General features: G+C 43.3%; 22 protein-coding genes. 19 read left to right on the top strand and 3 right to left on the bottom strand.

Features of this window, described 5'->3' with window-relative positions; all coding sequences use genetic code 11:
• Window positions 1-17: 17 nt before the first annotated feature.
• The 3 genes from DQQ10_RS13045 to DQQ10_RS13055 all read right to left on the bottom strand — a co-directional run bounded on the left by DQQ10_RS13045 (window position 18) and on the right by DQQ10_RS13055 (window position 3542).
• Window positions 18-1061: a FecR family protein gene (locus DQQ10_RS13045; RefSeq protein WP_112747323.1), complete on the bottom strand. Its 1044-nt coding sequence runs from the start codon at window positions 1059-1061 to the stop codon at window positions 18-20.
• Between the two features lie 10 nt (window positions 1062-1071).
• Window positions 1072-2904 carry a T9SS-dependent choice-of-anchor J family protein gene (locus DQQ10_RS13050; RefSeq protein WP_112747324.1) on the bottom strand — a complete coding sequence of 611 codons (1833 nt, stop codon included), beginning with the start codon at window positions 2902-2904 and terminating at the stop codon, window positions 1072-1074.
• An 80-nt stretch (window positions 2905-2984) separates the two neighbouring features.
• Window positions 2985-3542, bottom strand: coding sequence for an RNA polymerase sigma-70 factor (locus DQQ10_RS13055; RefSeq protein ID WP_112747325.1), 558 nt, complete (start codon window positions 3540-3542; stop codon window positions 2985-2987).
• A 413-nt stretch (window positions 3543-3955) separates the two neighbouring features.
• Here DQQ10_RS13055 and DQQ10_RS13060 point away from each other — a divergent pair, with 413 nt between their 5' ends.
• From DQQ10_RS13060 to DQQ10_RS13150, 19 genes are all read left to right on the top strand, one after another.
• On the top strand, window positions 3956-6811 hold the full coding sequence (locus DQQ10_RS13060; protein ID WP_112747326.1) for a PAS domain-containing protein: 2856 nt from the start codon (window positions 3956-3958) through the stop codon (window positions 6809-6811).
• A 1-nt stretch (window position 6812) separates the two neighbouring features.
• Entirely contained in the window at window positions 6813-7445 is a 633-nt protein-coding gene (locus DQQ10_RS13065) for a response regulator transcription factor (RefSeq protein WP_112747327.1), read from the top strand.
• Window positions 7446-7644: 199 nt separating this feature from the next.
• Window positions 7645-8322 carry a hypothetical protein gene (locus DQQ10_RS13070; RefSeq protein WP_133259636.1) on the top strand — a complete coding sequence of 226 codons (678 nt, stop codon included), beginning with the start codon at window positions 7645-7647 and terminating at the stop codon, window positions 8320-8322.
• Window positions 8315-9070, top strand: a complete 756-nt coding sequence (locus DQQ10_RS13075; RefSeq protein WP_112747329.1) for a hypothetical protein — start codon at window positions 8315-8317, stop codon at window positions 9068-9070. Before DQQ10_RS13070 ends, DQQ10_RS13075 begins: the two co-directional genes overlap by 8 nt.
• A 3-nt stretch (window positions 9071-9073) precedes the next feature.
• Window positions 9074-9358, top strand: coding sequence for a hypothetical protein (locus DQQ10_RS13080; protein ID WP_112747330.1), 285 nt, complete (start codon window positions 9074-9076; stop codon window positions 9356-9358).
• Window positions 9355-9720 (top strand): response regulator, encoded by a 366-nt coding sequence (locus tag DQQ10_RS13085; protein ID WP_112747331.1) that lies wholly within the window; start codon window positions 9355-9357, stop codon window positions 9718-9720. The genes DQQ10_RS13080 and DQQ10_RS13085 overlap by 4 nt, the downstream gene beginning before the upstream one ends.
• A gap of 26 nt (window positions 9721-9746) precedes the next feature.
• Window positions 9747-11735 (top strand): chemotaxis protein CheA, encoded by a 1989-nt coding sequence (locus DQQ10_RS13090; RefSeq protein ID WP_112747332.1) that lies wholly within the window; start codon window positions 9747-9749, stop codon window positions 11733-11735.
• 193 nt (window positions 11736-11928) lie between these two features.
• The gene (locus DQQ10_RS13095) at window positions 11929-12429 is read left to right on the top strand and encodes a chemotaxis protein CheW (RefSeq protein ID WP_112747333.1); all 501 of its coding nucleotides are present in this window, start codon (window positions 11929-11931) and stop codon (window positions 12427-12429) included.
• A gap of 12 nt (window positions 12430-12441) precedes the next feature.
• On the top strand, window positions 12442-13299 hold the full coding sequence (locus tag DQQ10_RS13100) for a CheR family methyltransferase (protein WP_112747334.1): 858 nt from the start codon (window positions 12442-12444) through the stop codon (window positions 13297-13299).
• Window positions 13296-14171 (top strand): sensor histidine kinase, encoded by an 876-nt coding sequence (locus DQQ10_RS13105; RefSeq protein ID WP_112747335.1) that lies wholly within the window; start codon window positions 13296-13298, stop codon window positions 14169-14171. The genes DQQ10_RS13100 and DQQ10_RS13105 overlap by 4 nt, the downstream gene beginning before the upstream one ends.
• A gap of 2 nt (window positions 14172-14173) precedes the next feature.
• The gene (locus tag DQQ10_RS13110; protein ID WP_112747336.1) at window positions 14174-14647 is read left to right on the top strand and encodes a chemotaxis protein CheD; all 474 of its coding nucleotides are present in this window, start codon (window positions 14174-14176) and stop codon (window positions 14645-14647) included.
• Window positions 14644-15678, top strand: a complete 1035-nt coding sequence (locus DQQ10_RS13115; RefSeq protein WP_245970404.1) for a protein-glutamate methylesterase/protein-glutamine glutaminase — start codon at window positions 14644-14646, stop codon at window positions 15676-15678. Before DQQ10_RS13110 ends, DQQ10_RS13115 begins: the two co-directional genes overlap by 4 nt.
• Before the next feature lie 12 nt (window positions 15679-15690).
• A complete protein-coding gene (locus tag DQQ10_RS13120) occupies window positions 15691-15999 on the top strand; it encodes a hypothetical protein (protein WP_112747337.1) in 309 nt (102 codons plus the stop codon).
• 1 nt (window position 16000) lies between these two features.
• The gene (locus tag DQQ10_RS13125; RefSeq protein ID WP_133259637.1) at window positions 16001-17278 is read left to right on the top strand and encodes an alginate export family protein; all 1278 of its coding nucleotides are present in this window, start codon (window positions 16001-16003) and stop codon (window positions 17276-17278) included.
• A 17-nt stretch (window positions 17279-17295) separates the two neighbouring features.
• Entirely contained in the window at window positions 17296-19035 is a 1740-nt protein-coding gene (locus tag DQQ10_RS13130; RefSeq protein WP_112747339.1) for a methyl-accepting chemotaxis protein, read from the top strand.
• A 286-nt stretch (window positions 19036-19321) separates the two neighbouring features.
• Window positions 19322-20071, top strand: a complete 750-nt coding sequence (locus DQQ10_RS13135) for a hypothetical protein (protein ID WP_112747340.1) — start codon at window positions 19322-19324, stop codon at window positions 20069-20071.
• A gap of 567 nt (window positions 20072-20638) precedes the next feature.
• Window positions 20639-21208: an RNA polymerase sigma factor gene (locus DQQ10_RS13140; protein WP_165823922.1), complete on the top strand. Its 570-nt coding sequence runs from the start codon at window positions 20639-20641 to the stop codon at window positions 21206-21208.
• A gap of 79 nt (window positions 21209-21287) precedes the next feature.
• Window positions 21288-22307 (top strand): FecR family protein, encoded by a 1020-nt coding sequence (locus tag DQQ10_RS13145; protein ID WP_112747342.1) that lies wholly within the window; start codon window positions 21288-21290, stop codon window positions 22305-22307.
• Between the two features lie 177 nt (window positions 22308-22484).
• Entirely contained in the window at window positions 22485-26099 is a 3615-nt protein-coding gene (locus DQQ10_RS13150; protein ID WP_112747343.1) for a SusC/RagA family TonB-linked outer membrane protein, read from the top strand.
• The last annotated feature ends 11 nt before the right edge of the window (window positions 26100-26110 follow it).

A 26110-nucleotide genomic window follows, 5' to 3' on the forward strand; every position in this document is an offset into this window, starting at 1 on the left:
GTTAACAATAAATATTCTTACTGGTATTTTGATTGTGTCGACTTGTTGAGTCGTAGTGTCACTTCTTTTTCATTTACGTTGAACATCACAGGCGATGTAAGAGCGAGTGCGTTCAATACTTGTTCAAGGCTGAGTTGTTGAATTCTTCCGGTATAGTGGTAAGATTTTAAGCTTTCGTCTTCAAAACGGACGGTTACATTGTAGAGACGCTCGATCTTTTTGCAAAGGTCTTGAAGCGATTCACCGCGAACAGTGAGCCAGCCATCTTTCCAATCGGCTTCGGCTTGTCCGTCGATATTTTTCTCAAGCGCAAAGGATTGTGCGAGGCGTTCCTGTGGCGTGCCGCGTAAGACTACTTTTTCATTCGGCTTCAATACAACCTGATCAACGGTACCACTACTGTTTTCTTTCGAGATGCGAAGCGAACCGCGGATTAGCGTTGTGCTGAGAACGTCGTCGTTATGATAGGCTTTCACATTGAAAGCTGTACCCAACACTTCGATATCAAAATCTGCGGTATGGATCTGAAACGGCACCGCTTCTTTTTCTACATCGAAGAACGCTTCACCTTCAAGGGTGATGTCGCGATTATCTTTCCCGAAGTGTTGATCAAAAGAAATTTTACTTTCGGCATTAAGCCATACACTCGAGCTGTCGGGAAGAACAACGTGCGTTCTGGCGCCTTTAGGTGCTTGTATCATGGTGGCAATCGCCTGACCGTTGCGCTTGAATCCGACATTCCATGCGATGATGGATAACGCGATAAAACCTGTAATAACCGCTGCTACGCGCCAAATCTTACCGATCGAAAAGTTTTGTTTAGTTGGTTTTTTCGCTTTGATTTTACCCAGCACAATTTCCCAGTCGGCTTCTTTGTTGATGTCGGCATAGGGCAGGGTTGTGGCCACATTCCAATGTTTTTTTAGTTGTTCGAAGTCATGTCGGAATTTCTCGTTGCGTGTAAAAGCTTCCCACTCCATTTGTTCCTCTGAAGTGAGGGAGCTTGAAAGTGCTTTCGCGGCGAGGTACCATTGACGTTCTGCAGGCTCTGTATTTTGCATGACGTGTGGATTATTTATTGAAGATTACAAGTTTCTTTGGCTGATCGTGTTGCGCTTCCCGCAGTCGAACCATGTACGTTCCATTCGGGAGCGACTGTAAGTTTACTGGGATTCGCTCAACTTTTCCCGTGGTGTAGAATCCAAGATCTTGTGTTGCAACGGGGCGTCCCATAAAATCAATAATGTCGAATGTGACATGCGTGGGGCGTTTGAGTGAAAGATCCACGTACACTAGACCTGTCGTTGGATTTGGATATAACGCAGAAAGATCATCTTCCAAATTGCCTTCATTGGAAAGCGGAAATGAGAATGAGAAATCCATGTGAACAACGCCGTTGGCCGTATTAGGATCACCCGGGTATAGACCTTCTCCACTCACGCGGATATAATATTCTTGGTTGGCGCGTACGTCGAAGTCGGTGATTTTAGATTGGAAGATGAAGGCATTTCCATCGATGTCTTTGTTACAAGCAAGTTGATAGTAATTATCGTCCTGGATGAGAAGGAGTGTGTTGAAATCTGACGCTGAAAGGTCGACGGTTATTCTGCCATCGCCAGGTGCTTTGAAGCGCCACCATACAGAGTTAGATCCATCCATTGCTGTCCCGTTAACAGGGGTAGCACAGTAGGCTAGTTTTTCCAATTCGGATTCGAACGTGGCTTTGTATGTATAGGAGCCATAACGATTTTTGTCTAGGGTGATATCTTCCGCGTTAGCATAAAAATCATTAGGCGGTGTGTGCGGGACGACTGCGTGTGCCCCGTCCGTTGACGGCACTGTTGTAGCGTGTTCTACACCATTTACCACTACGCTTTCAAAGGTTGCGTCGGCTTCTGGATATGGATAACGAAGATCATGTTCATCGGCTTCCAAGGTGTACATCAACCAAAAGAATGTGTCGCCCCGTGATAAAGGTTTGTCACCCTCAACAATAAACTCATCGCCGGGATTTTCAACCGTACCATACACATCTGCCCACACAATACCATTTTCGTCATCGGTGGCGATGAATGATTGATCGTAGGTGATGTAGACTGTTGCTTCTTTGATTTTCACAAGTGGAGAAGTGTTGGCGGTAGTAAAGCGCATGGAAGTGATGTTAGCCTCACCGTTGTCGCCGGCAGCGCGCACGATAAATCCTACAATGACCGACGTTTTTGATTGAACGATTCTGATAACGCTTTTATATGATCCATGAATTTCGGCGCCCGCATAGTCCAAGGGTTGCAGCGCTCTTACGGCTACATTGTCGAGATACCAGTTTTCAACCGGAGGCATCTCACCTGCTTCGTCGGAGACGGGATTTTTGTGTACGAACGCGATGTAGATGGGCTTTCCAACGTATGCCGATAAGTCGAGCGTAATTCTTTCTTCGTACAGGTAGCCAGGGAATTCGGTTTCCGTATAGGAGGCGAGTACGTTCGTAAAATCACTCCGACTTGCTGATTTTGTTGAGATCAAAATTTCGAAAGTTGATCCCCAATCATCCCAAACAAATTCTTGCCCTGAGTCAAAAATCAAATAGTCGCCATTGACGGGAGTGATCTGTGGTGTTACCAACCAATCTTCATCTACTTGTCCAGGAAAGGCGTATTCAGCGCCACTACTCATCACTTTCGGTCCAAAGAATCCGTACGTACTACGCACCCAATTATTGCCATGGGTTCCGCCAAGCGAATACCATTTCCAATTTTCGGGAACCTCACCTGTGGGTGTGTCATCGAATGTTTCGGAAAACGTGAATGTTTGAGCGGAGGTCGAGGAGGAGATCAACAAAATGCTGATCGTAAACAAGAGAATTGAACCGCGAAGAAAATTCTTTTTGTAGAAATGGTGCATCATGCTTCCGTTCTGGTTTTAGAATTAAAATTTTACCAGAGACAGGAAAATGAATTGTTACCCTTAAAGATTTTTTAACTTTTTTATAAAAAAAAGATAATCAATGCGATTATCCATTCCAGTAAACGTTTGAGCGCGATTGAAATCTGGCCTTCGACGGTTTTGATAGAGATGTTGAGCTGGTCGGCGATAGCCTGATTCGATAGTCGTTGCATTCTGCTGAGCAGAAATATCTCTCGGCATTTTTCGGGAAGATTATCGATGGCGCGCATGAGCATTTCTTCTTGTTCAGCCACTACGATGTGGTCAAGGGCATTGTCGGTGGTGCTTAGGGGAACGTGATAACCTTTCAATCTTTTTTGTGCGACTTTACTGGATTCTAAATAATTGAGACAGGCATTGCGAATGCTTTGGTAGAGATACATGCGGAGCGAGAACCGAACTTGAAGATCGGCGCGGCGAGCCCAGAGGCGAACGTAGAAATCTTGCACAATTTCTTTTGCCTCCGATACATCACCAACGTATTTCATGGCGAAGATAGTGAGCGGTCTATAGTATTGGTCGAAGATGAATTTAAATGCATCGTCATTACCAACACGAAGTTGCGCTACAATATCTTCTTCAGATGAATATTCTTTCACCGTTCAGCTACTTGTCAATTGAAAGGGGAGGGCTTTGAAAAGCTTAAATTATTAAATAATTGGAATTCTCACCTGCTCCGGTAAAATTCTCGAGAAAATCATCTGTGATCAGGTACGTCATCCATGTCAACGGTATTGATGGCGTCGCACGCGGTGAACGCTTTTATAGTTGCAGTATCGTGGCGGTAGGTCGTCTGTGAATTCGGTCGTAAAAGCAGTAAAGGATCGCAAAAAAGCGTAAATCCTACACGAGTTAATTTTCAAAAATGTTATTTGTTGGTGGTGTTCGTGTTGATTTTTGTAAATTCAAAATGAATCTCAAAAGGCGCTCATTCAAGCAGGAACAAGATTGTAATATGCTTTTGACAACGATGCATAAAACGATTCGATAAAGTACAACTTCGACAAAGCGGATGATTAACGAGAAAACAATACATAGCCATGATTTTCAGCAACGGGCTTCGTCACCCGACAAGGCGTTGTTGCGCATGCAGCTTGAGTTGTCAGAAAAAATCGGCTATGAGTTCTTTAACCTCACGGTAGAGCGCATCGCGAAACTTGTCAATGCGGACTACACCCTCATTGGCAATGTCAATAAGACGCGAACAGAAGTATCGACCATTGCGGCATACGATCGAAATGGATTGATGGAACCGTTTGCGTATCCGCTAGAGGGAACACCTTGCGCAACCTTGAGCTCGGTAAAGTCTTGTGTTTATCAAGAAGGTGTTGCGGCGCAATTTCCAGACGATAATTTGTTGGTGGAGATGCGCATTGAGGGATACGTTGGAATCGCGCTGGTAAATGCTGCGAATGTTCCCATCGGTGTTGTGGTGGGTCTCTTCAAGTCTCCTGTGCAAGATCCTGATTTTGTAAGTCTTGCTTTTGAAGTTTTGTCGACTAGGATTAAAGCTGAGCTTGAGCGGTTGTTCATGGAGCAGCGCATGAAAGAACAGCAGGAGCGCTTGGAGTTTGCCTTGAGAGCCGGCGACCTTGGTGTATACGATTGGAATATTTACAACGGAGATTTAATTTTTAACGCGCGGCTATTCGAGATTATCGGATTTACGCCAGCAGAGTTTCAGCCCACTTATCTCAAATGGGTTTCATTAGTTCATCCTGATGATTATGATAAGCTTGCGATACAGCTCGCCCGGAAGATAGAAGACGAAAAGGAATATTTTGGTCCTACACGATATCGCATTCAAACGAAATCAGGTAATTATAAGTGGGTAGAAATTCAGAGCTATTCATTTTATTCCGACGCGGCTAAATTATACCGGCGCAATGTTGGAATTATAAAAGATGTTGATGAAGAAGTTAAACGCGAGGAAGAACTTAATCTTTCATATGATCTTCAGGAAAGATTATATCAGCGTATAAAGCAGCGTGAGGAATGGTATGCGTTTGCTTTGAAGGTAGGATCACTCGGTGTCTACGACTGGTACGTTGAGCAAGATCATTGTATTTTTAGCGCACGCCTTTGTGAGATGATCGGAATGCCCGGTGAGCAGATCACAATATCAAGTGAGAAGTGGCTGTCTTTAATTCACCCGAGCGATCGATGGCAATTCGATTGGAGAAGTTTTAAAGAACGTATCGCCAATAACAAGGCCATGGACTATACCTACCGGATGATGACAAAAGAAGGTCAATATCGTTGGATCGAGTCATCGAATATGGCTGTTGAGTTTAACGATAAAGGTCATATCACCCGGATCATCGGTATTATCAAGGACATTCAGGATGCGAAAGATGCCGAAGCGAGATTGGTGGAGTCATTGCAGAAGCAAACAGAACTCAATGAGACGTTAACGGTTACACAAGATAAGCTCATCACCCAGATGCGTGCGTTGCAAAGCCTTAACAAAGATTTACGGGAGAGCAAATTGCGCTGGGCGTACGCGTTGGAGGGTAATGGGGATGGTGTATGTGAGTTTAACATCGCCACAGGGGAGTGGTATTTCTCAGAGCGTGCGCGCGAAATTTTAGGCTTCAATAAAGAAGAATCATTTGCCTTCACAGATGCGCTTCATGATGAGTCGTTATCTGAATTTCAAAGCCTGTTGACAATAGCCTTGCATGCGCCATTTGAACCGCTACGGGTCGAACTTCAATTGCGTGATAATAGAAACAATCTGCGTTGGGTTTTACTTCGTGGAAAAGTCGTAGAAGTTGCCGATGACGATACGCCATTGCGAATGGTGGGTACGGTAACCGATCTTTCGCAGGATAAATTATTTAAGAAAGAGCTTACCATTTACGAGGAGATGATTAAACAGAATCACTCAATGATTTTGTTTACATCGGTAGATGGAACGATAGAGTTTGTGAATAAAACCGCGCTCGATTCCTTGGAGTACAAACAGCATGAAATTATCGGTAAAGATATTCGAACGGTGTTGCCTAAGCTTGGATTGAAGGGTGTGTTGGAAGATAAATTCCACAGTAAGCTTTCGGTGATGTCGAAATCAGGAAGAGAGTTTGTGACACAAGCAGCGACCTCGTTGATATGGCACGAGGGTGACCCGATAGGCTTTGTATTTAACATCATCGACATGACCGAGAAAGCGCGGTTGGAGAATGAGATTAACTTGTTGACGCTTTCAAAGCTCGAGGCGCAGTTGGAGGCACAGCGTCGCCAAACAGAGATTAGTATTCAGGTGCAAGAGAATGAGAAAGAAAGCATAGCCCGGGAGTTGCATGACGGCGTGGGGCAATTGTTAAGTCTTGCAAAACTTCAGCTTGAAGAAATTTCTGCCGGCCTTTCCCCGGAGCTGCAGCAGCAAGGAAAAAATGTACGCGAGCTCGTCCAGCATATCACAACGGACATCAAGAGCCTTACGCGTGATTTAATGCCGCTAAGCGTTCGTAACCTTGGGTTGGAAGCTGCTTTATCTGGATTGTTAGAACGATACCATTCGTTGAAAGACAAAGAAATCACGTGCAAGATTCATCTCGATGGTTATGAACCCGATCAACGTAATGCGATTCATATTTACCGTATAGCACAGGAAGCGATCAATAACGCGATCAAATATTCAGGTGCAACAAGTATCTCATTGATGTGTATGAAGTTAAAGGGAAGCATCAACTTGATCGTGGAAGACAATGGAAAAGGATTTGATCTTTCTGTGCAGATGAAAAAACAGAATAGTTTTGGTTTGAAAACGATGCATGAGCGAGCGCGCCTACTGAAGGGTAAACTGCTTATCAATGCTGCAGAAAATAGTGGAACAACAATCAGCTTAACGATTCCCCTCTCTTAATATGATAAAGATTTTAGTAGCCGATGATCATAGCCTACTACGCGAAGGTGTGGTAAACATGCTGCAATTGTCAGGAAAATGTACCGTGTTAGCCGAAGCAGGCACGGTTGCTGAGACCAAAACGATGCTCGATAAACACACCGATGCCGAGATCCTGTTGTGTGATATTAATTTTCCAGACGGCGATGGTTTTGAGGTTCTGGAATATTGCAAGACGTATAATAAATCTATCAAAGTTGTGCTGTTGACGATGCATGATAAATCGTCATATGCGACGAAGGCTATTGACGCAGGTGCGAAAGGATATTTGACGAAAGACACGCCGAAAGAGGAGTTGATTGCTGGTATTGTGTCAGTATCACAGGGAAAGAAGTATATCGGGCAAAATATCATGTCGAATATTGTCGAGAACATGAACAAGCCTAAAGTGGGTCACGATTTTTTTAAGCAAGTGCTTTCAAAGCGTGAGCTTGAGGTTCTTGAATTGATCGTAGAAGGTCATGATACCGATGAGATTGCGGCTAAATTATTTATCAGTGAGAAAACAGCGGCTAATTATCGCGTGAGCATTCTTCAAAAGTGCGATGTAAAAAATGTTGTGCAATTAATTAAGCTTTACCTGCAGCACGCCTAGTATTTTTGGTTGAAAATCTAATTTAAAGCCCGCAGGCTAAGGGTATGTCGGTGGGATTGGGAAATTTCCCAGTCCACTTTATGACATCATCCCTTCAATTTCTGAATCCTCCTAGATTTCTCGTCTTTATTTCGATGCTACTTTGTAACCAAAAGGAAGTAGTGTGTTTGATATGACTTCACCAGTGTCGGTGTCGAATATGAAGATAGCCATTAACGAGATAGACGAAAGTATTGACCTGATGACCAGCGTTCTCCAGCAGGAGATGCGTGGGTTGGAGCAGTCGTTCGATCTATATCTTCATCGCATTCGGCGCCATACGGGCAAAGTTGAAACGAAGTTTGAACAGAAGCTGCATAAGGCTTCGCGTGTTTTTGAAGATGCTAAAAAAGACAGTGCGCAACTTGCCGAACTCATTGAGCCGCTTCAACATATCAAACAAGTGAATAAGATGGTTCGCTTTGCCATGAGCAGTAAGGAAGATCTTGTTAATAATGTGACCAGTTACATAGACTCGATTTCAAATGTATGCTTGGGGCAAATAAAATACATTAAGAGCCGCTACGAACGTATTCTTGATACCATTAAAGTTAAGATAACAAAACTTTGGCTGGATCGGGAGTTAGCAGAGAAGTTGAAATTGATATTGAGCGTGAATCACATTCTCTATCAGAAGTTTGAGGAGGCTTTTCATCGGGCTGAAGTGCTGTATGCTGATTTTACGATCGCCATTAAGTGCAACAAAAAAGATGAAGTCTTCCATCGGTGGATTGTGCTGCGCATGATATCGAATCGATTGAATTCGCGCGAAGAACAACAAATTATTAACTCCCTCTTCCCGAAGTGGGATTCATCGTCATTAATCAATCATGAGTAAGGTCGTTAAATTCCATATCAGCGCTTATATAGCCAATCAGTACTCAAGTTTGTTTAAGAGTCTGAATCAAAAGATTGATGCATTGTATGATCACTTGAATAATGATTTTCTAGTGACTACCAACAAGGTAAAGAAGTACAATACGATCGCACGCGAAAAAATGGCTTCGGGCAAATTAAATACAGATTTACGGGAGAAGGTTCGTATAGCTGTGAAAAGCTTCGACTCGATCATTATAGAGTTGCAGTACCATGATATTATCCGTCAAAAGCTAGAGCATATCTATGCCGTTGAATCTACATTGAGCAAAGAGTTTTCTCAGATATATAAGAGCAACGATACAACAGGGAATGCACATTTTACTTTGGTGTTGTATGATGTAATCAAGCTTTCCTACAATCAGATGTTGCAGGTGAAAGAAGATTATCTGATGGCTTCTAACAAGATCCAGCGGATACTTCGGCAGCTTTGGGCCGACCGTGATATATCGAAAACACTTCAGCTGTTTTTGTTTAATACGGCAGAGAATCTTCGCAATGTGTTAGAAGCGATGGATCTGATTATCAAGATGCACGATCGTCTGCGCGAAGAGCGAAGAGCTTTTGAGGTTGAGATCTCGGAGGAATTGAGAATGTCGATCCTCAACGAGGTGAAACAAACGTATACGATGGATTCTGAGCGTGAGATCTTTAACAACACGTTCGGTATTCAGGAAGAGTTGGTGAGTGACGACGAAATATTTTTTTAAGACATGAAATCAGCGCAAATAATCATAGGGGAGAGAGGGGAGGTAACGCTCACCATAACGGAGAGGGTTACCAGCGCTGATTTTATTAATGACCTTTATCAGGATTTATTGCAGCGGCAAGCACCGATAAAGTTCGAATTGAATAGTGTATTGGCACATGACTACATGCTTGTTCAAATGATGGGGCTACTGGCGAAGGAGAAAAAAACAATCTCCATCGTATGGCTAGATCACAAACCGGCATCGCCAATCGCGGAGGTAATTGAAGCTTTAATCCAAACCAAATGAAGAAGACAATATTAGCAGTAGACGATTCGGAGAGTATTCTTGCGGTCGTTTCAACAACTCTGGAAGAGGAGTATCAGGTGATTACCGCATCTGACGGTGCTGAAGCGATTAGCAAACTCGCGAGCGGTATTCAGATAGATTTGATCATCACTGATTTGAACATGCCGAAGGCGGATGGAATTCAGGTGATCAAGCAAGCCCGAAGCCAGGAGAAATTATCGCTGGTTCCGATCCTCATGCTCACAACAGAATCGCAGATGGCGAAGAAGCAAGAGGCAAAAGAAGCGGGGGCAACAGGTTGGATCGTAAAACCCTTTCAGCCAGAAAACTTGAAGGCTGTTGTTAAAAAGGTGTTACGTTAATTAAGAACAGATTTGAAGTAGTACTCATGGATAAAGCGCACGAAAAATTTTTGCACGAGGCCGCCGAACTGATGGACGCGTTGGAGAAAGCAGTTCTTCAGCTCGATAAGTCACGCGACGATGCGAGTCAGGTTGAAGAAGTTTTTCGCGTGATGCATACATTCAAAGGAACTGCGAAGATGTTTGGATTCGACCGGATCGGTGAGTTCACGCATTACTTAGAAAATATTTTTGATGATCTACGTCGCGGCAAAATTGATCTCTCTGACGAAATTCTGGAGATCACCTTGAATGCCGTAGATTATTTACGGATGCTTTTGGAAACTCGCGAGTCGGGACATTCAGAAGCTGAGCATGACAAAATCATGCAGGCCGTGAAGCGCATGTCAAGCGAAAAATCTTCAGAGGTGACTGCGGCAAATGAAGTGGATACGAAGACGGGGAGATTGTTTTGCATATTTTTTAAGCCTCATGCCGATTTTTTAAAAAGCGGAAACAATCCTTTGTATCTCATCGAAGATCTCTCTGCGCATGGAATGGTTTACATTAAAACGTTTACCGATGAAATTCCCGATGCGGAAGGATATGTGGCAGACAACGCATACTTGTATTGGAATATCCTGCTGTTCACGCAGGCCGACACGAAGCAAATCCGCAGCGAGTTTCTGTTTGTTGAAGATCAATGCGATTTGAAGATCGATGTTATCGGTGAAGAAAACTTATTGGTAAGAGAAGACTTCAAGAAGTTCGTGGATGACTTTGATGGTGTACTGCCTCCGACACTGGTGACACGTTTTGATGAACGTGGACAAGGTGAGGTGAAAAGTAAAAAGGAAGATGCAACACAGAAGGTGAGTCACCAAAAGTCGTTGCAGTCTATTAAGGTCACATACGAGAAAATCGATAAGCTCATGAGCATTGTGAGCGAGCTCGTAACGACACAGGCGCGCTTGAGTTTGTTTGTCGAGGGGACTAAGAATACGGAGTTGGAAGAGATTTCTGAGAACGTTGAAAAGCTCGTGCGTCAGTTACGAGATGAAGCGTTTAGTATTTCGTTGTTACCGATCAGTCATTTGTCGACGCGTTTTGAGCGTCTCGTTCGTGATACGTCGAAAGAACTGAATAAGAAGATAAGGTTTGTGACCATTGGCGGTGACACGGCACTCGATAAGAAGATCATCGAGAATTTGATGGATCCGATGCTTCATATATTACGCAATAGCATCGATCATGGTATTGAACTTCCAGAAGTGCGCAAGCGTGAAGGGAAAGATGAAGTGGGAACGATTACCTTAAAGTCATATTATGCCGGTACTGACGTGATTATCGAGATACAAGATGATGGCGCGGGAATCAATAAGCAACGCGTATTGCAGAAAGCTATTGAGATGGGACTCGTGAAAGCAGCTGACGAAGTTTCTGATCATGAGATCTTCAATTTCATTTTCCATGCAGGATTTTCGACGGCAAAGAAGGTGACCAACGTTTCTGGGCGTGGTGTCGGCATGGACGTGGTGAACAAGGCGATCAAGAATTTGCGCGGAGAAATAGAAGTGGATTCAGTGCCGGGTAAAGGGTCGGTTATGCGCATGAAACTTCCATTATCCCTTAGCATTATTGATGGTTTGCTGGTCGGCATTGAGCGCGCAAATTATGTTATTCCATTGAGTGCAATCGATAAATGTTACGAGATGGAGAGTGATGCTGTAAAACCTGATATGCACGACTTGATTGTACTTGACGGTGAGCAGATACCCTACATTGAACTGCGTGATGTATTCGCTTGTAAGAGTGCGAAGCCACAGTATGTTAATTTGGTAGTGGCGAGACACGAAGGTCAGAAGGTGGCGTTTGAAGTTGATACCATTATTGACGAATACCAGGCGGTGATCAAGCCATTAGGAAAGATTTATAAAGAGCAAGATTTTGCTTCCGGTGCGACTATTCTTGGAAATGGAAGGGTGGCGCTGGTTTTGGATACAAATCGATTGATCGAAAGGTTATCGATAAACTAACAGCATACAAACGGGGTTAGGTTTGGGTAAGTTTGTGTGCCAGTCCCGCGGTTTCCGCGGGACTTTTTTATTTGTTTGAAGGATTGGGAAATTTCCTAGTGAAAAAAAGGTCATTTCCTGACGATTTCAGATTCCTCCTATACAGTCGCCTATTGCAATTCGCTCTCTTTGTATAACAAAAAAGTACAACGCGATGCAATCAACATCTACTAAGCCAGAAGCACAGCTCGAATCGTATCTCACCTTTTTGATGGATAACGAGCTATTTGCTGTGAGTGTAACGAAAGTTACTGAACTTTTGGAGATGCTTCCTGTAACGCATGTTCCGCGCGCTCCCGAATTTATGCGGGGTGTTATCAATTTGCGCGGCGCTGTTGTTCCGGTAATCGATACACGAATTAAGTTTTCATTGAAGTCCGTTGAGGATACAATCAATACATGCATTGTCGTGATGACGATTCAAATGGAAGATGAGGTCGTAAAGGTCGGAGCCATTGTTGATGCGGTGTCGGAAGTGATAGAAATTACGAACGATGCTGTGTTGCCACTCCCGGCAGTTGGTAACAAATCAAGCATGAAGTTTATTCAAGGTGTGATCAAGATGAATGAGCGCTTTATTATGGTGCTCGATGTCGATCGCGTCTTTTCAACAGAAGAGCTTCTTTCTTTACAATCAACAGATTCTGTCGCTTAATTGAACGGTACGATGAGCACCACCACTGCAACCGGAGCGCAATTACTTAGTGACGATGATTTCTTTCGCATTAGCGATTATATCGAAATGCATTATGGAATTCAGTTGCCCATCTCTAAGAAGAAGATGGTGGAGGCTCGTTTGCAGAAACGTCTTCGTGCGCTGAGAATCGATTCGTTTCCTGAATACTTCGAATTTGCTTTTTCGCAAGGACAAGGTGAAGAGTACAACCGCATGGTTGATCTTATCACGACTAATAAAACAGAATTCTTTCGTGAACCAGCACATTTTGATTATTTGACGCAAGTTGTGCTTCCGGAGTTCGGACATCACCTGGGCAATGCGCCCGGTGGCCTTAAAGTGTGGAGTGCAGCATCGTCAACAGGTGAAGAGATTTATTCTATCTTGATTACAATCGAAGAATTTCTGTTCCGTCAGTTTAAAAAATTCCCGTATCAAATACTTGGTACTGATCTCTCGGGAGAAGTACTTCAGCAAGCGGTAAAAGCGGTTTACGACGAAGACCGAATTGATGCCATTCCAATGGCTATCAAAAAGAAATACTTCCAAAGAAGTAAAGACCGCGAGAATCCACGTGCACGCGTGAAGGCCGACTTTTTGAAGAATGTAGCCTTTCGTCAAGTGAATCTTCTGAAGTCGCTACACGGTATTGAACGTCACTTTGACGTGATTTTCTGTAGGAACGTACTGATCTATTTTAATAGAGATGTACAGTTTCAGGTTGTTCAAAGTTTGTGTGAGCATTTGAAGATTGGTGGCTATTTATTCATCGGTCATTCAGAATCACTTACGAATATGAATCTTCCACTCAAGCAAGTGAAGCCCACCATTTACAAAAAGATCCGATGAAAGATATTTCTAACGAAGCGCTTTTGCAGGAGATAAACCGGAGACTTGCCGGCTGCGAACAAATCATCAGCGAGCAACAAGATATGCTTGCGCAGTTGAAAGATCTGAATAGAAAGCTCGAGCAATCGGAAGCGCTGAAGAGTCATTTTATCAGCAATATCAAGAATGAGATCAACAATCCTTTAGCAAGTATTCTGGCGTTGTCGCAGAACGTACTTCGTAAAGGAGATCAATTGTCTCCAGAGTTGTCGAAGAGTATTCGTTTGATCTACAATGAAGCGCATGCACTCGATTTTCAATTGGATAATATTATGACCGCGGCAGAAATTGAGGCGGGTCAAGTGTCGCCTCGATTTGATGATGCAAATGTGTCCACGATTATAGATCAGGTGATTCATGCTTTCAAAAGCAGTATCGATAAGAAGAAAATTAATATCGTCGTTCCTGAAGAGAAAGACATTCACTTCGTTACGGACAGTCATTACTTCAAAATTATTGTTGCTAACCTCGTGTCGAACGCTGTGAAGTTTAGCAGAGAAGAAGGTGTGGTTGCAATTTCAGTTTCCCACGGTGGTGAATCGTTGAACATAGATGTTGTGGATGCTGGTGTCGGTATTTCACAACAGGATTTTCCAAGAATATTCGATCGTTTTACGCAGCTCGATGTGGGAACGATGAAGAAATATCAAGGGCATGGCATTGGCTTGTCGGTCATTAAAGATCTTGTGGAATTGCTTGACGGCACGATCTCGGTGAAGTCATCGGCAGAAGGATCGGCCTTTAGCATCGTGCTACCGGTGAAGTTTAGTCAAGACGGTTTAGATGCGTCGCTTGGAAATGGTGATGAGATTCTATTTGATCAATCTTTCTAAGCATGGAAGCTGAAACACTCGAAAAGGTATTTCTCTATCCGGCAAACATCCATGTTTCGCTTCGTCCGGTTTGCATCGCGACGTTGCTTGGAACTTGCGTTGCAGTATGTCTTTGGGATACGAGAACCAAGATCGGGGGGATGAACCATTATTTGTTGCCGCTTTGGAATGGTGAAGGACTTGCTTCTCCAAAGTATGGAAATATTGCTATCGAGAAATTGATTTCGAAGATGGAGTCTTACGGCGCCAACAGACGTCATATGGTTGGTAAGATTTTCGGTGGTCGTGCACAACACGATACACGCATTTCTTTCAATATCGGTGAGCGTAATGCGCAGATTGCAAAGCAGATGATGTCTGAATATGGTATTCCTGTGGTGGCGGAGAATGTTGTAGGAGAGCATGGAATGAATATTCGTTTCGATACATCAACAGGTGTAGTGAAGTTGAAATACATAAAAGGTAACATCCGATGATGAGCAACGCCAAAATAAAGGTGCTGGTCATTGACGATGCAGCATTGGTTCGGAAAACTTTGCGTGAATGGATCAACGCGCAAGAAGATATGGAAGTGATCGGTGTAGCTGCTGATCCATATATCGCTGTAGACAAGATGCGTGTGCAGAAGCCCGACGTGATTACGCTTGATATCGAGATGCCACGCATGGACGGGTTAACCTTCTTGCGTAAGCTCATGGAGCAGCATCCGATTCCGGTTATCATCGTGTCGAGCTTAACGAGTGCGGCAGTAGCGGTCAAGGCTATGGAATATGGTGCGGTGGATGTTTTCTTGAAAGATAATATTCGTGTGGTGAGTAATGATCATAGCGGATACGATTCGTTGGTGTCACGTATTCGCGTGGCGCACCAAGCACGGATTAAACGATTGAAGCCATCGGCAATCCAAATCAATCCGGTGCATGAACTGAATAAGATTGGTACAAGCGATAAGATTATCGTGTTGGGCGCTTCTACGGGAGGCACCACGGCGATTCATAACATACTGTCGGCGCTGCCAATCGATACACCCGGTATGGTGATCGTTCAACATATGCCGCGGGAATTTACCAAACATTTTGCCGCGCGACTGAATGAGCTGTCGGTACTTACTGTAAAAGAGGCAGAAGATGGTGAACGTGTGTTGCCAGGTAAAGTACTGATTTGCCCTGGTGGAATTCACGTAAAAGTTCTTCGTCACGGAGCCACTACGGTTGTAAAACTTTGGGACGGTGAGCCTGTAAATCTTCATAAGCCTTCGGTGGATGTATTATTTGATTCTGCGGCGGATCAGCTTGGTAAAAATTGTATTGGCGTACTGCTCACCGGAATGGGCAAAGACGGCGCGCAAGGACTTTTGGCAATGAAGAAGAAAGGTGCATTTACAATTGCACAAGACGAGGCGACTTCGGTGGTGTATGGCATGCCGAAGGAAGCTGCGAAACTCAATGCAGTAGATAAAATTCTACCGCTTGAGAATATTCCGAACGAACTAGTTACCCTTGATTAAAATAAGAACGACATGGAACCACTACAGGAAAAAATAGACCCCTCTCCGCCAGATGATCCATTCTTTCGCATTAGAGAATTGGTGAATGTGTATCGTTTTCACAATGATCACATCATGAGAGGTCCTGTGTGCAGGGCGTTGGGATTACTCGAATTGTTGAACTATGAAAAACTTCCACAGTCAGCACGAGAGCTGATAATCATGTTGAACGACGAGATTAATACAATCGAGAAAGTGACTGTCGCGATTTCTAGAACGTTGAATCGCCACGAAGAAAAAAATGAGTTATTAAATAATGTAGAAAACTATACGAACAAGTAATATGAAACGATTGAATTGTAGGTTGATGTTGTTGATCGCGATGCTGACATTACTTTGTCAATGGTCGACAGCGCAGTCTGTTTCTTTTGATGGAGAGTATCGAATTAATCCGGTGTATTCTCGCGGTTTTCGGGAGCCGATGTATAAAGGCGACGAGGCAGGCCTTTTTACCATGCAACGGACACGCCTCATTTTGCGCTATGAGAAACCTGATGATTTGGAAGCAGAGATCATCGTGCAAGACAGGCGTTTTTGGGGAGATCAAGATGATCGCGCCGACGTTGCAAACCTCTCGGTGTTTCGCGCATGGGTAGAGAAGTATTTCACACCTAAGTTTTCCGTCCGACTTGGTCGTCAAGGATTTGTTTATGACGAACAACACATCCTCGGTGATCCTAACTGGGTGGGTACACGCGCGCATGATGCAGCCCTACTTAAATATGAGACAGAAGGTTTCAAAGCACACCTCGCGGTAGCGTACAATGCTAATGGACAAGAATTGAAACGTGAGGTGTATGATTATAACATGTACAAGAACATGCAGTTCTTCTGGGTGGAAAAAAAGATCAACGACCACCTCTTGACTTTTACGGTGATCAACCGCGGTATGGAGAAAGGCGATACGACATCTGCCTATACTCAAACTTTCGGCCCGTATACAAAGATCAAATTATCGGATAAGCTTACATTCAAAGGGTTGTACTACTATCAGGTTGGCGAGACGATCGAAGGCCATGACCTCAATGCATCTTTCTATTCTGCACTGTTAGAATATGAACCGTCGGAGACGCTTGAATTTATTTTAGGTGTTGATGCGGGGACTGGGACAAATACACATAGACAAGGCGATCCAAATAATACGAAGTCGTACACCTTCGACCGGCACTATGGGTTGCTTCACGGTCACTTCGGGTACCTCGATTATTTCTACGTGACAAATCCGACAAATTACGGTGTCCATGATTATTACTTGAAAACAAAGGTGAATGTAAACAAAAAGTTTTCGATAGAAGATCATATTCACAATTTCACAACATCAGCACGTGTATACAATCAAGTTGACGATTCACCGATGAGTCATGCGCTCGGAATTGAAAATGATATTCTCTTGAATTACAAGTTCTCATCGACATTCAAAGCTAGTGTGGGACACTCGATCATGTTTGGTACGGCAACCCTTGATCAAGTTTTTGACGGAAGAAAGAGTCAAGAGAACCAGGTGCTTTATGCTGTGATTACAGCAACGCCTAATTTCTTTAAAACCAAATCAGAACAATAAAAGATCACTAAATCAATATGAAAGCGCTAACCAATTTAAAAGTAGGACATCGTGTTTTGATCACCTTCGTGGTCATCATCGGATTCTACATCGGAAATATTGCGTATAACATTGTCAGTTTGAATGATATCCGCGATAATGTTACGAGCATCTATCAAAACAGGCTATTGAGCATCACAGCTTTGCTCGAAGCCGATCGAGATGGTTATCAGTCGAAGATCTCTGTGATGGAGGCGATTGCTATCGTAAACAGCAAAAAGACAAATGAAAAAGACAGTGCTGCACTGATTGAGTTTAAAGATCTTAAAGATAACTTGGTTCAATTGCGTGAGCGTTTTGCTAAGTTCAAGGATATCTTCTTGGGAACTGGCGGGCAAAACCATGATGCCTTTAATATTTTCGAGCATGAGTTTGCGATCGTTGAAAAGCATTCTGCTGAATTGGAGACGTTGATCCAAGATAAAAAGATTCAACCTGCTAAAGATCTTTATTTCGGCGAGTATTCGACGCATTTTGAAAGCATGCGTAATGCAATCAATGATTTGACTGAGTTTAGTTCAACACAGACAGCCACGGAATATCAGGAGAGTATGGATAAAGCCGACGAGATCACGAAGCTTGCTTTCATTTTCTTCGGTGCAGTGCTTATCGCGTTAGTGCTCGCGGGTATCTTATTAACGAGAAGCATTGTTCGCCAATTGGGATGTGAACCATTTGAGGCCGCTGATATTGCTAAGAATCTTGCGAATGGAAACTTGCGTATCGCTTTCACAAAGAAGAAAGAGATCGGTTTGTACAAGGACTTAAAAGCGATGGTTGAAAAGCTTAGCGGTGTTATTCAAAACATTGCGATTATCTCTGATAATCTTGCCATTGCTTCAAGTCAGTTGTCATCAGGTTCTCAGCAGATTTCACAAGGTGCGAATGAGCAGGCAGCATCAGCAGAAGAAGTAGCGTCGTCCATGGAAGAGATGTCGAGCGCGATCCAGCAGAATACTGACAACGCACAGCAAACTGAGAAGATTTCAGTGAAAGCGGCGACGGATATAGCGGAAGGTAATAAGTCTGTAGCGATGACGGTTTCGTCGATGAAGACAATCGCGGATAAGATTAAGATCATTGGTGAAATTGCACGTCAAACAAATATTCTTGCGTTGAATGCGGCGGTTGAAGCGGCACGTGCAGGTGAACACGGAAGAGGTTTCGCGGTGGTAGCTGCGGAAGTTAGAAAGCTTGCAGAAAGAAGTCACAATGCAGCTGCAGAGATTGACTCATTGTCGAAGAATAGTGTCGATGTAGCGGAGCAGTCGGGTAAATTGTTAGAGTCAATTGTTCCAGATATCCAGCGCACGTCAAACTTAGTGCAAGAGATTGCAGCGAGTTCGCAAGAACAGAGTGAATCTTCTAACCAGGTGAATAACGCACTTCAGCAGTTGAATCAGATTGTGCAGCAAAATGCGGCCAATGCTGAGGAGATGGCGAGTAGCTCGGAAGAACTTGCGGCCCAGGCTGATAGTTTGAAAGATCTCGTTTCATTCTTCAAGATTGAAGAGGAGAAGAAAGAGAAAGGTTATGATGATCACGCGACGAAAAAGTATCAGCAATGGAATGCCACTGCACCAGCGAGCAAGATCAAGAAACTAAAAGGAGAGCATGAAAGAAGGCCGAAGCGTTCTTTCGAATATCAAGAGCGCGAGAACGGTATCAGCGTGACACTTGATCACAACGGAAAAGACGATGAGTTTACCTCTTATTGATTAGAAACCTTTAACTGAGTATAGAGCGTTCGTTGACTTTGTTGACGAGCGCTTTTATATTTTCACGCAAGCTGGGTGATGTTTATTGTTTTTTTGATTTTGGACTTGGTCGCTGCGCCTACATGAAGATGTAATTCTTCGGAAAAAACGAAGTTCAGGTGTCACCTTTTCTGTAACAGGCCGTATGTATACCGAAATTGAATGACAGATAGCGTTGATAATACTTTTTGATGTGCACTATTGATATAGAATCTTTTTAACAAACAACTCACATAAACTTTAATTCATGAAAATCACCAAAGCACTTTTGCTTGCGGCGGCAACAATTGTTGCGTCAGCTTGTAGCGATGACGATGATGACAAAAAATCAAGTCTCGAATCAGCTAAATTTAGTTTAGCCAATAAGAGCACCGTTGTAACGGCTCCCGCTGGATTGCAAAATTCCGATGACGAACATGCTATGCAAGCGAATGCCTGGATTCAGATGGCGAATGGTATGACGCAATATTTCGGATTTTTTGAATTTCCGGAAGGCGCGGCGAAGTCGGGTTCTAGAATTACAGCAAGTAATGCACGTGTAAAAGAGGCAGGCGATGTATTGGTATACACGTGGGAAGATGAGCAGTCAGGAATGAGCGTTGCATACCAAGTAAGCGAAACGTCTGATCGCTTTGTGTGGGAAATTTTCACAAAAGAAACTGGTGAGAATTGGTTGAAGGTAGTGCATGCAGAAGAGAAGAAGGATCAAAGCGCCGGTTCATTCAAGGTTTTCGATACAGAAGGAGAAGATCCATCGAAAGTGGTGCTAGCCTATGAGTGGTCAACGTCGGGCGACATCTTCACGGTTGAGTTCAATGATGGAACAGATCAGAACTCTTGGACTGTTGAAGTAAATACAAAAACAGGAGCAGGAAGTGTTGTTGCCGTTGTAGATGGCGCAAAGATGTATGAAATGACATGGGATGCGGCAGGTAATGGAACATGGGCTTTCTACGAGGATGGCGAAGTATCAGACTCGGGTACTTGGGAAGCATAAGCATAAGAATTTAGGTTGGGTTATTTAATCTGAAAGCGCTCTTCACGGAGCGCTTTTCTTTTTTACAGACATTGAAGCCTGTTATTAGGTCGTGGTCAAAATGTGCTGACCTGGCAAATTGTAAGGGGTAAAATCGATTTAGCAAAAAAATATTTTCAATAAAAAATCAACAAAAAAATAATGGATGCACGGCACACGAGTCGTATTGAATTTGGGTACATGATGAGCCTTTGATGACGTAGCATGAAGCTGATGAAGTACTGTAAAATGGGTTAACATATAAATTTGTTGGTGAATTGATATCGCTCTAAATAAGCAGATTACGCAGAAAATTGGGTTATCATGACGTAGCAAATAGTAAACTCGACGTTGCAACGTGAATCATTTAAGTGCATGCATACACTTAATTTTTCGATGACGATTTTGTGAAAGAAAATGCTCAACCGTTCGTCTGATTTTTTGGATTTGCGTGTGCGCTTTGAAATCGTCTTCGCAATGCGATGTTGTTTTTAAAAATTCTTTGTCCTAAAATTGTTGAGACCTGAACGAGACTACTCAACAATGTTCGTGAATACAACCAATGAAGAAGAAATTCTGAAGGCTCTTCGCAATGGTGATGAGGAGGCTTTCTTGAAGATCTATGAAACCTATTGGTATCATGTCTTCATGATCGCGTACAAGCGTCTTGGTAAAAAAGAAATTGCGCAAGAACTCACACAAGATCTCTTCTTGAAATTGTGGGAGAAGCGCGAAGCATTAAGGCCACAGAAAATTGGTAACTATCTCTCGGTATCAATTAAGAATTCTGTAATCGATCATATCAACGCAGGTCTTGTCGCCAACAAGTATGTTGACTTCTACAAATCGTATGCTGAACAAAGTTCTTCGGCAACGCAGCAGGTTGTTGAATTTGATGATCTCACTGAGGCCATCGAAAAAGGTCTTTTAAAATTGCCGGTAAAAACGCAAGAAGTATTTAAGCTAAGTCGATTGGATCGTTGGAGTTCCGAAAAGATTGCGCGTCATCTGAATCTCTCCGAGAAAACCGTTGGTTATCATCTTACCAAGTCCTTGAAGTTTATGCGGACTTATCTTCGCGAGTATCTCTTGATGTTTCTCGCTGCGTTCTTTTTGTAAGAAAAAATCAAAACTCATTTGAGGATTTAATCCTGGATCACCGTCATCTGTATAACCCATCAGTGTGAAGGGTTGACCTATGACTAAAGAAGAATTTCAGGACCTCCTGCAACGATATACGGCCGGGCAATGCTCAGAAGCAGAAAGACGCGAGGTTGACCGATGGTTCGCCAATGTGTCGGACGAAGACATCGATCTCGACGCTTCTGAAAAGCAAGATATTCATGATCATATCTTAGCCGAAATCCAGTATGCGCTTCCTTCTGGAAGAAAGAGAATCAAGCCGAATTCTTTTACATTGTTAAAAGTTGCCGCCAGTGTTTTGGCAACTGTTCTCGTAACATATTTAATATTTCATCGCTCGTGGTCGTCGTCGACAGATCAGGTTGCTTATGACCCGATGGATACAGACGAAGAACACCTTCATCATCTCAACACGACGACCGATGTTGTGTTAATGAAGCTTCCGGATTCAAGTACGGTGGCGCTCAATCCCAACGCAGAAATTTCCTATGCACGTGAATGGCACGGTAACAAACGCGAGGTTCGGCTTGTTGGCGAAGCGTTTTTTAATGTCGTGAAAGATAGCCAAAGACCATTTTATGTGTATGGCGGAGACATTGTAACGAAAGTATTGGGGACAAGCTTTTCGGTGAATGCAGCCAAGGACGCTAAAAGTATTAAAGTCGCCGTGCGAACAGGGAAGGTGTCAGTGTATGAAGATAAAGAGCCTGTTAAGAGCAAAGTGTCCAGTAGTCATGGCGTGGTGTTAACACCCAACGAGGAAGTAGAGTTTTTTGTCGACAACCGTCATTGGGTTACGAGTTTGGTGGAGCAGCCCAAGCCGTCGCCAGGGGTGAATAAGTCTGAAGAATTTGTTTTTAGTAACACAACAATGGATCAGATTATCGAACGCGTCGAAAAGAGTTATGCTATCGATGTAATCGTGGATAGTGACTCGATTCATGCGTGCACATTTACGGGCGATGTTTCCGCAATGGAACTTTACGATATGCTGAATGTCATTTGTAAGACAACAGGCAATAGCTATGAGGTAAAAGGGACGAAAATCCTGATTACCGGCAAAGGATGTGACTAACCGATTTTAATTTATATATCAATCAACCCAAACCCTGCTGACTATGAATAGAACAATTACTTGAAAAAATAAGGCCGGCAATATTGCTACTGCCGACCTGTATGCTTTGGAGATCCTGCAAGATGTCCAAAGTGTCTTGTTAATAATATCCACTCACTAACAAAACTTTATCAAGTTATGAAAAAACTGCCTTGGCTGCAAAGCTATGATTTAATGCTATTCATCATGAAGATCTCGGTTATTCAGTTCGTTATCGCCGCTGTTGTTAGTACCGTTGCATTTTGCGGTACTACCAATGGACAGGGCATCCTCGATACTGAGGTGACGATCAATATCGAGAACATTCAGTTGAAGAATGCATTGAGCAAACTTGAGAAACTGGCGGGGACGAAATTCGCGTATAGTCCCAGTATCGTTCGCGATCTCGAAAAAGTTACCGTAACAGCACATCATGAAAAACTTGGCGACTTACTAAGTAATCTTCTCACACCGAGAGGGATTTCTTATCAAGTAATTGCCGACAGAATTTCGCTTTACAGAACGCCCACGAACGACATTGCGGAAGCCAGTGTGAACGCGGAAAGAATTCCCATCATGTTAATTGATGTTACTGGTACCGTTATCGACGATACAGGATCGCCATTACCAGGTGTAAACGTTCTCATTAAAGGTACCACGCGTGGCACAACCACTGATTCAGATGGAAAATTTGTGATCAATGTAGATAGCGAAAATGATGTGTTGGTATTTTCTTTCATCGGATATGAAATGAAAGAAGTCGTTGTCGGTAAACAAACTGATATCAGTGTAACCCTTGCATCCGACATCACATCACTTGAAGAGATTGTTGTTGTTGGTTACGGTACACAAAAGAAATCAGACCTTACGGGTGCAGTAGGTACAGTGAAGACTGAAGAAATTCAGGAGCGCCAGGCGCCTTCAGTATCGCAAGCACTTGCGGGACGCGTATCGGGTGTAAATGTAAGCGTAAACTCCGGTAGACCTGGTGGACAATCAAGCATTCGTATTCGCGGATTTAGCTCTATCAGTACGTCGAACAATCCATTGTATGTAATCGACGGTGTGATCATGCCGGTTGGAACGCAAACGGATGGTAACTATAATTTGAACAACGCGATCGATAACATCAATCCATCTGATATAGCTTCGGTTGAGATTTTGAAAGATGCTTCATCAACGGCGATCTATGGTGCGCGTGGTGCGAACGGTGTTGTGATCATTACGACGAAGAGAGGAAGTACCGGTGGAGGTCGTATCACTTACAATATGCAGTTAAGTGTGCCTACGCTTGGGCCAAATCCAAATCGTGTAAAACCTTTGAATGCTAAAGAATATCTTGAGATCGAGCAACTCGGTTGGGATAATATGAAGATTTACGATCCACTTGGATGGAACGAAGGTGGAAATCCGAATCAACCCGATGCTGGTGACTCCCACGATTTTTCTGGTGCGCGTCAAGATCCGCAAATTGTTCGCCCGCGTTTTTATCAATCAGTTGCTGGTAACTGGGCATTATTCGATGACAATGGTAATCCACTCTATGACACAGATTGGATGAAAGAGTCTACGCAAAGCAAACTTTCGCAGAACCATCAATTGTCTTTAACGGGCGGTAACAAAGAAAATAGCTACGGAGTTTATCTCGGTTACAGGGATGATAATGGTCTTTTGCTAACATCTTACTTGAAGCGTTATTCTGCCAGATTTGTCATGGATTCTGAAATTAAGCCATGGCTTAGAATTGGTGGATCGATCAGCTACAATAAACAGAAAGAAAATATTGTTGATACTGGAACAGGTGGACTGAACGTACCCCGTATGATTGTGGAAGCACTTCCGATCTTGCCAGTGAAGTATCCGAATGGGATCTATTCGCACAATAAAAACTATACGCAGAATTCAGCTGGACTCGTCGGGAATACGTCAATTGAGGGCGGACAAAATCCTGTAGACCAGCTATTGAAAAATACGTACTTGCTCAATGTTCAAAATTTATTGAGCACCGTGTATGCTAATGTTAAATTGACGGAAGGTCTTGAATTTCGGTCTATCATAGGTGCCAACGTCATGACACGTTTACGTCAGCGTTACAATGGACAACCCGCCGTTGAGACTGCGAACTTCGTTAACCCGGTAAACTCACGCGGTACAGCGAGATTGAATGAGGATCAAGAGGTATTCTGGTCATTCGAAAATTACCTCACGTATACAAAACGGTTCAATGACATTCATTCCATCACTGCAGTAGTCGGTCAATCGGCGCAAGAGACGGAAATATTCTCGTTCAACGAAAGTGCTCGTAACTTTATAACCGATCACTTTCAGTATAACAACATCGGTTCAGCCGCAGATTTTTTAGTGGATTCGCCACCGATTAGTTCAAACGCGGCAAGGTTTGCATTCAACTCGTATTTTGGGAGGATCAATTACAGTCTGAAAGATAAATACTTACTTACCATAAGCGGTCGTGCCGATGGATCGTCAAAGTTCGGATCGGATAACAAATACGCATTCTTCCCATCAGGTGCATTGGCTTGGAGAGTGTCTGAAGAAGATTTCTTGAAAGACAATTCCGTTGTTTCAAATTTGAAACTTCGTACAAGCTATGGTGTAACGGGGAATTCGGAGATCGCAACATATTCTGCACTACCAGCATTACGCACTGTGACAAACGTGTTTAATAACGGCCGCGCTATTGGCGTTGCGAATAATCGCCTTGGAAATCCGGATTTGAAATGGGAGCGGACAGCGCAAACAGATGTTGGTGTTGAAGTAGGCCTGTTCCAAAATCGTATCTCTATCGAAGCAGATGTTTACTATCGTAAAACAACGGACATGCTATTGGCAGCACCACTTCCGGTTACATCAGGTTATGCGACCATCACACGCAACGTAGGAAGTATGGAAAATAAAGGGTTAGAAATTGCTGTTACTTCGGAAAATTTAACCGCAGGTGAATTAGCGTGGACAACGACATTTAATATTTCGTTCAACAGAAATAAAGTGTTGAAGCTTGCGAACCCTGCGCCAATCTTTGGTGTGGGTAATCCCAACTTTACAAACCAAACTGGTGTGATCATGGAAGGTCAGCCCGTCGGTTCTTTCTGGGGACTGAACCGATTAGGAACCTGGAGTACTGCAGAAGCGGAAGAAGCTGCCAAATACAGCTACGGTACCAACAGGCCGTTGAAGCCAGGTGATATCAAGTATTTGGATGTTGACGGCAATTACCAAATCAATGACAACGACCGTATGATCATCGGTAATGGTAATCCGGATTTTTATGGAACATTGATCAACAACTTCCGCTATAAAGGATTTGATCTTTTGATTGATATTCAATTCAATTACGGAAACGATGTGTTGAACATGACGAAACACTCTGGTGAAGATCGTACTGGTCTCGCAAATAGCTACAGAACTGTTTTGAATGCGTGGACAGAAACAAATCAAAACACGCCGATTGCTGCCGTTCGCGATTCAAAAGCTGGATATACTTCCATGGTTGACACACATTGGGTGGAAGATGGATCGTTTATCCGTGGACGTAACATCATGCTGGGATACAACTTCCCTGGCAGTGTGGTTGAGCGCGTTGGCTTAAGCAAGGCACGTGTATATGTGTCGGCCCAAAATTTCTTCCTCTCGACTAAATACAGCGGTAACGATCCAGAAGTAAACACGTATCCGAATCCGTTTTCTCAAGGTCAAACGTTCTTTGACTATCCTAAGCCAACACTTTACATGTTTGGTGTAAGCCTCGGATTATAGTATTTAATTTT

This window comes from Pseudochryseolinea flava, from assembly GCF_003286915.1.
Taxonomy (GTDB): Bacteria; Bacteroidota; Bacteroidia; order Cytophagales; family Cyclobacteriaceae; genus Ohtaekwangia; species Ohtaekwangia flava.